The organism is Streptomyces sp. NPDC001927, from assembly GCF_053594455.1.
This window is the reverse complement of the sequence record NZ_JBSFEN010000003.1, coordinates 255,746-267,312: the sequence shown is the minus strand read 5'-3', so window position 1 is coordinate 267,312 and position 11,567 is coordinate 255,746. Positions and strand designations below refer to the sequence as shown.

The following is an 11,567-nucleotide window of genomic DNA, read 5'->3' as shown; positions in this document are numbered from 1 at the left end:
GAGGCGTGGATCCGAGGACCGCCCACCATAGTTGACGATCCGTCAGTTGCCCAGGTGTGGGCAGAGCGGTCGGCGGCCGGCCCTCAGAGCAGTCCGTCCATCACCCGGCCGAACAACGTCCGCCCGGCCAGCGCCAGTACGGGGTCCAGCGCACCCGGCACCCCGCGCAGCCGCAGCTCCTCCACCCACACCGCGCGGGCGCCGCCGCCCTCGGCCGCGTACACCTCGATCACGGCGTGGCCGAGCACCACCCGGCCACGCTTCTCCAGCCGGCACCGCCCCGGCCGCCCCGGCGCGGGCGGCTCCCAGACGACCACCTCCATGGGGTCGTCGAAGGCGAGCCGCCCGATCCCGGTACGGGCCACGAACCGGCTGCCCACCCGCGTCGGCCCGGCCGAGAGCGTCCGGGACCGGGTGAGCGGCACCAGGCGGCCGTGCGCGGCGAAATCGGTCAGCCGCCGCCACACCTCCTCGACCGGCAGCCCTGAGCGGCGCTCGACGCGGAAGAGGCTCACTCCTCCTCGCCCGCCACCACCAGGCCCGGCAGGTGCTCCGCCATCTCCGCACGGGCCTCCGGGGAGACACCCCCGTCCGTCACCACGGTGTCCACCTCGTCGAGCCGGCCGAACGAACCGAGCCCCACCGTCCCCCACTTGGTGTGGTCCGCGACCACCACCACGCGGCGCGCCGAGCGCATCAGCCGCCGGTTCGTCTCCGCCTCCGCCAGGTTCGGCGTCGAAAGCCCCGCCTCCACCGAGATGCCGTGCACCCCGAGGAACAGCACGTCGAAGTGGAGCGCGCCGATCGCCTGGTCGGCCACCGGCCCCACCAGGGCGTCCGACGGCGTCCGCACCCCGCCCGTGAGGACCACCGTGGCCGCCGCCCGCCGCCCCTCGCGCGCCGCGGCGCCCTGCTGGGCCGCGTGGAAGACGTCCGCGACCCGCACCGAGTTGGTCACCACGGTCAGGTCCGGTACGTCGAGGAGATGCCCGGCCAGCGCGAACGTCGTCGTACCGCCGGACAGCGCGATCGCCGATCCCGGCGCCACCATCCGCGCCGCCGCCCGCGCGATCTCCTCCTTCGCGCCCAGTTCGAGCGCGGACTTGGCCTCGAAACCCGGCTCGTGCGAACTCGTCTCGGCCACCGGCACCGCGCCGCCGTGCACCTTGGCGACGACACCCTGGCGGGCGAGGACGTCCAGGTCCCGGCGGATCGTCATGTCCGAGACGTTGAGCCGCCGCGTCAGCTCATTGACCCGTACACCGCCGCGCCGCCGCACCTCGTCCAGAATGAGGGCGCGCCGCTGCTCCGCGAGGAGATTCTGATGGTCGCTCACCACCGGGGCCGGTCCTTCCGAAGGGAACTGGGGGATGGAGCGCGGATTCCGTGAGAGCACCTGCACCGGCGCACGTCCTTCCGCGATCCTGATTGCCTGGCTGTCTGCCTGTATTGCCCAACTGTCCTGCCTGCCGTCGAATCCTCCCACCCAGAGAGTGAGACACCGAAGTGGCCCCTGCCTCTCGCGCCCCCAAGAGCGGCGGCGCGGCGCTCGAACTCCTCGTCCACGGCGTCGGCGGAGCCACCCCGCAGGACATGCTGGGCGACCCCCGCACGATACGGATCACCGGCGACACCACCGCCGCCATGCACCGGCGCGCCGACGACGCCGACGCGGAGGACCACCCCGAGCGGTACGCCGAACGGCCGGTCCCGGAGGCGTACGTCTGGTCCAACCTCACCTCCGGCAACGGCGCCCGCGCCCTGTGGCTGCTGCTCCTGCCGTTCATGGTCGCCAACCTCGCCCACTGGATGCGCCCGCCGGCCAAGGGGCACCCGAGGCTGGTCCGGCTGTACGGGACGCTGGTGCGCCTGGTGGCGCTCACCCTCACCGTGCTGCTCACGGCGGCCGCCTGCGAGGTCGCGCTCGACCTGACGGCCTGGCAGTGCGCGGGGTCGGCCGTCTGCGCGGAGGACCGCTCCTGGCTCGGCTTCCTCTCCGCCGAGCGCGGCGGCTGGTGGTCCCAGCCGGGCCGCCGGCTCGCGCTCGCCGCCGTCGTCCCGGCCGCGCTCGTCGGGCTGCTCTGGTACCTCTCCAACCGGACCTGGAGCGCGTACGAAGCCCAGCGCCCGCCCACCGGCTACGACGAGGACACGCCCCAGGAACCCGTCGCGGACGACCCCACCGTCGAAACCGCAGCCGAAACCTCCGTCGAAACCGCAGCCGAAACCTCCGTCGAAACCGCAGCCGAAGCCGCCGCCGAGGTCCGCCCCGCCCTCGGCCGCCCCGGGTTCTGGTACGGCCGGCGGCTCGTCGCACGGCTGCGGGCCGCGCACACCGCCGCCGGATTCCTGACCGTCGCCGCGGCGATCACCGGAGCGGCCGCCCGCCACGACCGGGAGGCCACGAACGCCCTGCTCGACGTGCTCGCCCGCTCGCTCCAGTCGGCCTACATCGTCCTCGGCGCCGTCGTCCTCTGGGTCGTCTGCCGCCGGGGCCGCAGCGAGAAGCGCCTCGACCTGCGCCTCGAACGGGCCCTCGTCTCCTGGCTGCCCGCCGGCTCCCTGATCCTGCTCGCCCTCGCCGTTCTGCACGCCGGCTGGTCCCGCCCCGACTGGCGCTCCGCCGGAACGCTCCCCGGCGACGCGACCTTCGGCGTCCTGACCCTCGCCCAGGGCGCGCTCGTCGTCGCCCTCGGCGCGGTCGCCGTGCTGCTCCACCGCCCCGGCCAGGACGCCCGCACCGCGCTCCACGGCCTCGGCGGCCCCGCCGTCGCGATGCTCGCCTGCGCGCTGGCCGGGGTGATGTCCGGCGGGGTCGCCCAGCGCGTGGCCGACTGGCTCGACGGGCCCGGGACACCCGGGATGGGCGCGGGCTCCGCCATCGCCCCGCCCGTGCTGCTCAGCTGGCAGGCGTCCGTCATCCCGGTCCTGCTCCTGCTGCTGCTCGCCCCGGCCGTCGTCCTCGCCCTACGGACCGCCCGCGCCGCACGCGGGCTCGGACCCGTCGTGGAGGCCGACTACCGTACGGAGGACCCGGATCCGGTCCGTACCGGACGGATCGCCGCCGCCCGCGCGACCGCGTCCCTCACCGACGCCGCGCCCACCCTCGTCGGCACCGTCTCGGCCGCCACCCTGCTGCTCGGCGCCGGTTCCGTGGCGGGCGCCTGGGCCAGCGGCAACGTCCCCGGCCGGGCCTTCGACGGCGCCCACCCGGCGATCGCGTCCGTCGCCGCCACCGCCCAGTCCCTCGGCTCCTGGATGATCGGCTTCGGCTTCCTCCTCTTCGTCACCTGGGGCCGCCGCGCCTACAAGGACGCCTCCGCCCGCCGGACGATCGGCATCCTCTGGGACGTCGGCACGTTCTGGCCGCGCGCCGCGCACCCCTTCGCCCCGCCCTGCTACGCCGAGCGGGCCGTGCCCGACCTCACCTGGCGCATGAGCTCCTGGACCCGGCACACCGGCGGCCGGCTCGTCATCTCCGGCCACTCCCAGGGCAGCGTGCTCGCCGCGGCCGCCGTCTGGCAACTGCCGCCCGCGACCCGCCGACGCGTCGCGCTGCTCACCTACGGATCCCCGCTGGAGCGGCTCTACGGGCGTTGGTTCCCGGCCTACTTCGGTCCCGGGTCGCTGCGCGCCCTGTACGGAACGCTCCACTGCTGGAGCAACCTGCACCGGCCCACCGACCCGATAGGCGGGCCCGTGCGGGTGCCCGCCGTCGGCGACAAGCCGGCCGTGGACCGCGCCCCGCTGCTCGACCCGGTCGTCTACGGCCGTACCCCCGCACACCCGCTGCCCGAACCGATCCTGGGCCACTCCGACTACCAGGCGGACCCGGCGTTCGCCACCGAACGGTCCGTACTTCTGGACCGGTTGCCGCCCACGCTGCCCCGCCCGCGCGAAGCCGAAGCCGACACCGGCGCCGAAGCCGACAGGCCAACGGATCAGGGCAGTTCGGGCAGGTCCTCCGGGTAGAGCAGCGTCAGGTCGTCCGTGCTCGCGTCGGCGAGCACGGCGACCCGGCCCGCGTGCCGCTCCACCATCGACTCGAACGTCTGCCGGGCCGTGCGGCCGTTGCCGAACGCGGGGCCCTTGGGCAGCTCCGTGAAGTACTTCCGCAGCGCCTCGTCGGTGCCGTCGGCCAGCCGGTACTCGTGCTCCTCCGCCTGCTGCTCCACGATCCGCAGCAGCTCGTCGGGTACGTAGTCGCTGAAGCTGATGGTCCGTGAGAAGCGGGACGCCACACCGGGGTTGACCGTCAGGAAGCGTTCCATCTCGTGCGTGTACCCGGCGACGATCACCACCACCGCGTCCCGGTGGTCCTCCATCAGCTTCACGAGCGTGTCGATCGCCTCGCGCCCGAAGTCGCGCCCCGAGTCCTCCGGCGACAGCGCGTACGCCTCGTCGACGAACAGCACTCCGCCGCGCGCCCGGTCGAAGGCCTCCTGCGTACGGATCGCCGTCGAGCCGATGTGCTCGCCGACCAGGTCGACCCGGGAGACCTCGACCAGATGGCCGCGCTCCAGGACGCCGAGCGAGGCGAGGATCTCGCCGTACAGCCGGGCCACTGTCGTCTTGCCCGTGCCCGGGTTGCCGGTGAAGACCAGATGGCGCCGGACGGAAGCCGCCTTGAGGCCCGCCTCCTGCCGCCTGCGGCCGACCTCGATCATGTTGGTCAGCGTCCGCACCTCGTGCTTCACGCTCTCCAGGCCCACGAGCCCGTCGAGTTCACCGAGGACGTCCTGCGAGGAGCGCGCCTCCGCCACGGCCTCGGACGAGGGCGCGGGCTCCGGAACGGACGCGGGGGCGACGGGGGAGCGCGGCGGCGGAACCGTACCGAGCAGCCCCGCCGATGCCGTCGCCGACGCCGTCAGGACAGTCCCCGCATCGGAACCGGGGGCATGGCGCACCCCGCTCTCGTCGCTCGTGCAGTCCTCCGCGACCGGCCCGTCCTCCGGGAACTCGTACCCGCCGCGCGCGCACCGCTCCGTACGGCACTTGCGCAGGGTGGTCCGGCAGCCGTCCATCACGTGGAAGCCGTAGCCGCCGCTGCCGGTCACCCGGCAGCCGTGGAAGGAGCCACGCCCCTCCGCCGAGACGTAGAACCCGGCCTCCGCGGGCGAGGTGACCGTGCACCGCTCGATCGTCGGGTCGGCGCCCTTGGTGACGATCACCCCGGTCTGCACGGCGTCGATCGTGCACCCGCCGAGCGTGCCGCCGCTGCCGTGGTCCCGGAACCAGGCGCCGGTGGACGCCTCCCGGATCCGGCAGTCGTCGAGCTGCGCGGTCGCCCCGTCGCTCACCGACACCGCCGTGTTCCGCACCTGCGACAGATCGCTGTCGACGACGTCCACCCGCGAGCCCCGGTCGAGCACGAACAGCGCGTCCGGCACGTCGTGCACCCGGCACGCATCGAGGACGGCGGTCGCCCCGTCGCTGACCCACACCGCCGGGTAGTCGCCCGTACTGTCGTGGATCTCGCACTGGTTGGCGTCCACGCGCGTGCCCGGGTCCCACACCGAGAGCCCGTTGCGGCCGAAGCGGCGCACGGTCGAGCGGGTCAGCGTCAGCACCGAACGGGACCGCAGGTCGACCGCGTTCTCGGGGATGTCGTGGATGTCGCAGTCGGAGAGCGTGAGCGCCGCGTCCGTGTCGAGCGTGATGCCGTCCGCCGAGGTGCGGTGCACGGAGGAGTCCGTGAGATGCGCGGTGGCGCGGGCCGCGATGTGCAGACCGGCGCCCTTGATCTCGTACACCTCGCAGCCGACGCCCTCCAGGCCGCTGCCCTCGCCGGTGACGCTGATCCCGGCGCCGGAGGCGTGGTGGACCCGGCACCGCTCGAGGCGCGGATGCGCGCCGCCGCGCACCGAGACCCCGGACTGGCCGGCCGCGACGATCTCGCACTCCTCGAACACCCCGCCCGCGCCGTCGAGTACGGCGATGCCGACGCCCGCCGGATTGTCGACGGTGATCCGGCGGACCGTGGGGCGGGCCGCGCCGCGCACTTCCAGTCCGGCAGCCGAGCGCGTCACGATCCGCAGATCGAGCAGCTCGGGGGTGCCGTCCTCGACGAGCAGGGCGGGCGCGGCCGAGTCCTGCCCCTCCACGTGCAGGTCCTGCACGGTCGCCGACGCCCGTACGGTCAGGGGTACGCCGTCCACGGGCGCGATCCGGACCGAGCCGACCCCGCCCTCGGGGCCGCGCAGGGTGATGGCGCGCTGGATGACGAGGTTCTCCCGGTAGGTGCCGGGCGCGACGGTGAGGACGTCGCCGTCCCCGGCGGCCTCCAGAGCCGCGGCGAGGGAGGCGTACTCACCCGTGCGGCGCCGCCACCGCGATGTGCCGGTGTGCGTCACCTGGACCGTGCCCTGTGCCATGGGTGTGCTCTGCCCCCGCCTCATGCGTCGCCGCTGATCCGATGCCCCACCGTAGCGCGCGCGAGGGCACCGGGTTGACGTGTCAGCTGCCCGCGTCCGTACGGCCCCAGTCGGGACCGGCCCTGGCCCACGCGCGGTCGAGTCGCCGGTACCGCCGGTGTACGAGCCGACGTACGACCAGTCTTCGGGCGGTCTCCACGAAGACGCCCGCCAGGATCGTCGCGAGCAGCCCGACGACGATCGCGTGCGCGTGGGCGGTCTCGGGGCGCATCGGGGCGGACACGGGGCGCCCGGTGCGGTCGGTCCACAGCCGGAAGGTGTCGCCCGGATCGGAGAGCTCCCGGCGCGTGGAGACCGTGCCCGTGCGGTCCGTGCCGTCCGGGGCGGTCCAGTGGGCGACGACGGCCCGGCGGGCCGGCTGCTCGCCCGCGGCGTCGGGGCTCTGCAGGCCGGGGGCGGGGGAGTCGGAGAGCCGGACCACATGAGCGGTCGTGGGCAGCCGCTGGAGGCTCTGGGCCCGTACCGCGCGCTGGAGGGAGGCGTCGGTCCGCTGGCCGGCGATCCAGCCGGCCGCGGGGACGGCGAGTAGGAGGAGCACGACCGCCGTGAGGGCGACCCACGCCTCGATCAGGTCCGTGGTCCGGCGCAGGGGGTTGTGCCGCCAGCGCCAGACTCCCGTGGCTGCGCGCACGTGCTCACACCCCCTCGTCGTTCCGTGGACCTCCCAGGTCCTCTCAACGAGTCTGCCCCGGGGGCGGGTTCCCCGCCTGTCGGGACCGGGGGCCAGGAGTCAGTCGAGGATCTTGATCTCGTCGCCGACCCGGATGGTGCCGGGGTGCTCCGGGACCAGGTTCTGGCCGAAGATCAGCCGCGAGCCCTGCCTGCGGTGCCGGGCCAGGGTGCGCAGGGGTTCCTTGCCGCGCGCGGCCGTGAGCTGGTCGGTCGTGGTCACGACGCAGCGGCCGCAGGGCTTGGCGACCCGGAAGGTGACCTCGCCGATGGCGAGCCGGGTCCAGTCGTCCTCGGCCCACGGGGCTGTCCCCTCGACGACGACGTTCGGCCGGAACCGGTCCATCGGCAGCGGGCCCTCGTGGGCGTGGTCCCCCTCGGCGATCAGCGCGTTGAGGGCGGCGAGGGAGGAGGTGGTGGTGACCAGAAGCGGATAGCCGTCCGCGAAACTGACCGTCTCGCCGGGCAGCGCGTACTCCGGATCGATGGGTCGCCGACGCGCCGGGTCGTCCATGTGGACGAGCCGGGACTCCGCCCCGAGGAAGTCGCTCAACCAGGCGTCGGCGGCCGGACCGGCCGGGACCGCCTCCACGGGGGTGTCGAAGACCTCCACCCGGATCGTGGACGACGGCCGCGGTTCCTCGACCGGCAGCGTGGGGTGGCCGGCGGCGGACAGCCTGATGCCGCCGCCCGGCAGCGGTTCGGCCGAGACCAACGCCATCCGCGGATGACGGCGTTGGGTCACGACCGTGTGCGACCCGTCCACCACGGCCCAACGGCGGTCGCCGGCCAGTCCCCATGGCTCGACCTCCGCCTCGGCGAGAGCGTGACCGCGCAGCGCCTTGACCGGGTGGACATGGACGGAGCGCAGGCGAGGAGTCGACATGCCGTCATCCTGCCAGCCGCTCGGCGTCCGGGTCGGTCAGTAACCCTGACCCTGGTACGGGCGCTGGTACGGGTCCTGGTACTGCGCGGGGGCCGGGGCCGGCCTCGCGGCGGCCGGACGCATGGCCTCGTAGCCGTTGGGCGCCGGGCGCTGCATCTGGGGCTGCTGCTGCGGGCCCGGGTAGCCACGGCCGGGCTGCTGCGGGATGTACGGCGCCGGGGCGTGCTGCAGCGGCACGGGGGCCATCTGCTGCGCGGCCTGCGGGTAGCCGTACGAACCGCCGCCGCCGCCGCCGTACGACGGGGCAGGGCTGGGCGCCGCCGGGAGGGCGGGCAGCGCGGCCGGCAGCGCCGGCAGGTAGCTGTTGCCGGTGTCGTAAGCGGAAGGCACTCGGATCGGGGCGATCTGAGGCGTGCCCCGCTCCGCGACCAGGGAGTCGTAGATGGGGGTGTCGGGGAACGACGGCGCGGTGTAGTAACCGCCTCCGTAGGTGGAGCGGGGGGAGGTCATGGCCATAAGTTAAGCCCACGATGTGCTGGTTGGGGAGTCCCATTCTTAGGGTCATCCGTTTTACGCTGGTTTTGTCCACCTGACCTGCCAAAACAACGTTAAAGACCCCGTTAACTCCGGGGGCTTTTCCGCTGGAGCGCGCATGGTTGACGAGAGTCGGGGGTGGCGGTGTCGAGCGCCGGAAACTCACGACAATCGCCGGATTACCGACAGTAATCGCGGCGCTTGTCCGGGCTGAGTCCGAGGGCTGTGTTCAACCGTCCGACGCGAGTGCGATCCGGGCGAGGAGTTCGGCGAGTTCCGCCGGCTTCGACAGGAAGGGCGAGTGGCCGGTCGCGATCCGGTGGACCACCCGGGACCTCGCCGCCAGCACCTGCTGGGTCTCCGGGGGCAGGGCCTGGTCTTCCTCGCAGAGGATGTACGTCGACGGTACGGTGTGCCACCCCGCCGCGGTCGGGGCGTCGCTGTTGGACCTCGCGCTCTGCGGCGTCAGCCGCTCGACGGCCCACTCGGCGTCGGCCGCGGGTACGTCGCCGTAGAACAGCGCGACGGGATTGTCCGGTACGGCGTGGAGACCGTCCTGCGCCGGTGGTTCCGGCTCGTCGAGAAAGCCCAAGAGGCTTTCGCCGACATCGAGTTGGAACGCCGCGAGAAAGACGATGTGCGAGACGTTCCGCGCCTTGGCGACGGCCTGGCCGACCGGTATGCCGCCGTACGAGTGGGCGACGACCACGACGGGGCCGTCGATGGTCTCCAAGGCGCGGAGTATCGCCCGCGCGTCGTCCTGCATGCCGACTGTGCCGGCCCGTGGACCGGTGCTCGGCAGGTCGATCGCCCGGGTCCGCCACCCGTCGGCCTCCAGCGCCGGCGTCAGCTTCTCCCAGCACCACGCGCCGTGCCATGCCCCGTGCACCAGGAGCAGCGTCGGACGTAAGACCCCGTCGGTCATGGGTATTCACTTTCTGGTCGGTCGAAGGGGGGAATTCAGGGGCCCGGCGGGTCACTCGTACTGGCGACACCGTCCGGGGAACACGGCATGGACCCGTGTCGAGACCAGGTCCAGGGCCGTGCGGGCCGCGCTGTCGTCGGGCTCGGGGCCGAGCTGAAGGGCCAGCCCCTCGACCAGGCTGTGCAGTTCGAGTGCGGCGAGGGTGGGGTCGCTGTCGGCCGGGACCTCGCCGCACTCCTTGCCGTTGTGGACGGCCCTGGCGAGCATCGAGCGGATGAGCCGGCCCGTCTCGGCGTGTGCCTGGGCGAGGCGGGCGTTGTCGACGGTGCGCCCGACGAAGGCGAGCGTCACCCGGAGCGCCGAGCGGCGGGGCGCGTCCAGGGGCAGCCACTGGGCAAGCCCCTCGGCGACCACGTCGCGGATCGGCAACTGCTGGAGCTTGGACCGTTCTTCGAGCGCCGAGACGCGATCGAGGATCTTCTGGACGACCCGCTCGTGGGTGAACAGCAGCATCTCGTCCTTGGTCGAGAAGTAGTGCTGCACATGGCCGACAGAGACCCCTGCCGCTTCCGCGGTGCGGGCGACGGTGACGCGGTCGAGGCCCTGCTCGGTGATCAATCGCTGGACCGCGTCGGCGACTTGGACGCGCCTCGCTTGATGATCGACGACCTTCGGCATGCCGCCAGCCTAACCGGCCGCGAACCTTGCGGATCACTTAAACCGTATGCTCGTATTGTAAAAACTGGGCGGTCGGGTCGTGCATGAGAAGGGCTTCGGTGAGGACGGCAGGGGCGGGGCCGTCACGCAACGCTCCCGGCGCCCTCGCCGAGGCGGTCCACGACCTCGCGGAGATCGCTCCCGCCGCGGCGCCTGGCGAGACCTACGCCTACTCCAGCGCGGGCTACGCTGTCCTCGGCGCGTTGATCGAGGAGGTCTCCGGGCAGCCGTTCGGCCCGTACCTGCGGGAGAACGGCCTCGGTCCGCTCGGCATGGAGCACGCCGTCGCCACCGACCGGGACTTCGCACGGGAACGACCGGCGCTCGGCCACGTCGACAGTGACCGCGACCGGTTCGGCCTCGGCTGGTCGGTCGGCACCTTCGAGGGCACGGGCGAGCGCATGGTCTGGAAGTCCGGATCGCTGCCCGGCCACGACGCCATGGTCGTCATGCTGCCCGACGGCGACCGGGCCGTGATCGTCCTGCAGAACGCCTTCCAGCTGCTGCGGGCCCAGGAATTCCACCACGCCGCGCTCGGGACCGCCCGCATTCTGTCCGGCGCCGATCCGGGCCGCGTGGCGACCGACCCGCTCGCCCCGGTCCTGCCATGGGCGACGGCCGCCCTCGCCGGGGCGCTGACACTGTGCGTGGCGGCGCCGGTCCTGCGCGTCCTGCCGGCCCGGAGGGCGGCGGCCCGCGCCCGCTCCCGGCACCGGATCGTCCTGAACACCGCCGGGGCGGTCGCCGCGTCACTCACGCTCGCCGCTCTGCTGTGGTGGGTGCTGCCCGCGGCTCTCGGCGGCACGATCGAGTCGGCTCTGCTGTGGCTGCCCGACGCGGGGTGGGGCGCGGTCGGGGGCGTGGCGCTCGCGCTGCTGCTCGCGGCGGAACGTACGGCACTCGCCGTGTGGGACCTGGGCCGCACCCGTCCGGGGGCCGGCGTGGGCTCGGACGGCCTCCTCTGGTTGCCGCCACCGGGCGCGTGTCCAACGGTGGGGGAGGACGAAAGGAGTCCCACATGAGAGTCATGCTGAAGGCCCACATCGACACGGCCGCGGGCAACGAGGGAATCAAGACCGGCGTCCTGCCGCAGACCGTCAAGAGCCTGATGGAGTCCCTCAAGCCGGAAGCCGCCTACTTCGGTGTGGACGAGGGCGTACGGACCTGCTGGATGGTCTTCGACCTCCAGGACAGCTCGCGGATGCCGCCCCTGCTGGAGGACCTCTTCATGCAGTTCAACGCGGAGGTCTCCGTCGTGCCCGTCATGAACGCCGAGGACCTGGCCAAGGGCCTGTCGGAGATGAAGGCGACCCGCGGCTGACAGGCCTTCCACGTGGGGTGCGTCCGGGTATTGGATGGCGTGACGAAGTCCTGGTACGCGGAGTGAGGGTGGGGGAGCCGA

At 73.2% G+C, this 11,567-nt stretch carries 11 protein-coding genes; 3 read left to right on the top strand and 8 right to left on the bottom strand.

Annotated elements, in window-relative coordinates; genetic code table 11:
* Window positions 1-83: 83 nt before the first annotated feature.
* Both ACWCO8_RS08610 and ACWCO8_RS08605 read right to left on the bottom strand, forming a co-directional pair.
* Window positions 84-515, bottom strand: a complete 432-nt coding sequence (locus ACWCO8_RS08610) for an SRPBCC family protein (RefSeq protein ID WP_451031607.1) — start codon at window positions 513-515, stop codon at window positions 84-86.
* A complete protein-coding gene (locus ACWCO8_RS08605; protein ID WP_451031606.1) occupies window positions 512-1,336 on the bottom strand; it encodes a DeoR/GlpR family DNA-binding transcription regulator in 825 nt (274 codons plus the stop codon). Before ACWCO8_RS08605 ends, ACWCO8_RS08610 begins: the two co-directional genes overlap by 4 nt.
* 170 nt (window positions 1,337-1,506) lie before the next feature.
* Here ACWCO8_RS08605 and ACWCO8_RS08600 point away from each other — a divergent pair, with 170 nt between their 5' ends.
* Window positions 1,507-3,972, top strand: a complete 2,466-nt coding sequence (locus ACWCO8_RS08600) for a hypothetical protein (RefSeq protein WP_451031605.1) — start codon at window positions 1,507-1,509, stop codon at window positions 3,970-3,972.
* Here ACWCO8_RS08600 and ACWCO8_RS08595 read toward each other — a convergent pair.
* The 6 genes from ACWCO8_RS08595 to ACWCO8_RS08570 form a co-directional block, all read right to left on the bottom strand.
* Window positions 3,942-6,374 (bottom strand): right-handed parallel beta-helix repeat-containing protein, encoded by a 2,433-nt coding sequence (locus tag ACWCO8_RS08595; protein WP_451031604.1) that lies wholly within the window; start codon window positions 6,372-6,374, stop codon window positions 3,942-3,944. The genes ACWCO8_RS08600 and ACWCO8_RS08595 overlap by 31 nt on opposite strands.
* 82 nt (window positions 6,375-6,456) lie before the next feature.
* Window positions 6,457-7,065, bottom strand: a complete 609-nt coding sequence (locus ACWCO8_RS08590; protein ID WP_451031603.1) for an Rv1733c family protein — start codon at window positions 7,063-7,065, stop codon at window positions 6,457-6,459.
* Window positions 7,066-7,164: 99 nt separating this feature from the next.
* Window positions 7,165-7,989 carry an MOSC domain-containing protein gene (locus ACWCO8_RS08585; protein WP_451031602.1) on the bottom strand — a complete coding sequence of 275 codons (825 nt, stop codon included), beginning with the start codon at window positions 7,987-7,989 and terminating at the stop codon, window positions 7,165-7,167.
* Window positions 7,990-8,025: 36 nt separating this feature from the next.
* On the bottom strand, window positions 8,026-8,499 hold the full coding sequence (locus ACWCO8_RS08580; RefSeq protein ID WP_451031601.1) for a DUF6643 family protein: 474 nt from the start codon (window positions 8,497-8,499) through the stop codon (window positions 8,026-8,028).
* Window positions 8,500-8,752: 253 nt separating this feature from the next.
* On the bottom strand, window positions 8,753-9,448 hold the full coding sequence (locus tag ACWCO8_RS08575; RefSeq protein WP_451031600.1) for an alpha/beta fold hydrolase: 696 nt from the start codon (window positions 9,446-9,448) through the stop codon (window positions 8,753-8,755).
* A 51-nt stretch (window positions 9,449-9,499) separates the two neighbouring features.
* The gene (locus tag ACWCO8_RS08570; protein WP_451031599.1) at window positions 9,500-10,126 is read right to left on the bottom strand and encodes a TetR/AcrR family transcriptional regulator; all 627 of its coding nucleotides are present in this window, start codon (window positions 10,124-10,126) and stop codon (window positions 9,500-9,502) included.
* A 98-nt stretch (window positions 10,127-10,224) separates the two neighbouring features.
* On the opposite strand from ACWCO8_RS08570, the gene ACWCO8_RS08565 reads away from it, so the two are divergent.
* Both ACWCO8_RS08565 and ACWCO8_RS08560 read left to right on the top strand, forming a co-directional pair.
* Window positions 10,225-11,187 carry a serine hydrolase domain-containing protein gene (locus tag ACWCO8_RS08565; RefSeq protein ID WP_451031598.1) on the top strand — a complete coding sequence of 321 codons (963 nt, stop codon included), beginning with the start codon at window positions 10,225-10,227 and terminating at the stop codon, window positions 11,185-11,187.
* The gene (locus tag ACWCO8_RS08560; protein ID WP_362008570.1) at window positions 11,184-11,486 is read left to right on the top strand and encodes a hypothetical protein; all 303 of its coding nucleotides are present in this window, start codon (window positions 11,184-11,186) and stop codon (window positions 11,484-11,486) included. Before ACWCO8_RS08565 ends, ACWCO8_RS08560 begins: the two co-directional genes overlap by 4 nt.
* The last annotated feature ends 81 nt before the right edge of the window (window positions 11,487-11,567 follow it).

Coding starts and splice junctions, on each gene's coding strand:
- ACWCO8_RS08595 (WP_451031604.1), bottom strand. CDS start 6,374: ATGGCACAGGGCACGGTCCAGGTGACGCACACCGGCACATCGCGGTGG.
- ACWCO8_RS08585 (WP_451031602.1), bottom strand. CDS start 7,989: ATGTCGACTCCTCGCCTGCGCTCCGTCCATGTCCACCCGGTCAAGGCG.
- ACWCO8_RS08580 (WP_451031601.1), bottom strand. CDS start 8,499: ATGACCTCCCCCCGCTCCACCTACGGAGGCGGTTACTACACCGCGCCG.
- ACWCO8_RS08575 (WP_451031600.1), bottom strand. CDS start 9,448: ATGACCGACGGGGTCTTACGTCCGACGCTGCTCCTGGTGCACGGGGCA.
- ACWCO8_RS08570 (WP_451031599.1), bottom strand. CDS start 10,126: ATGCCGAAGGTCGTCGATCATCAAGCGAGGCGCGTCCAAGTCGCCGAC.
- ACWCO8_RS08560 (WP_362008570.1), top strand. CDS start 11,184: ATGAGAGTCATGCTGAAGGCCCACATCGACACGGCCGCGGGCAACGAG.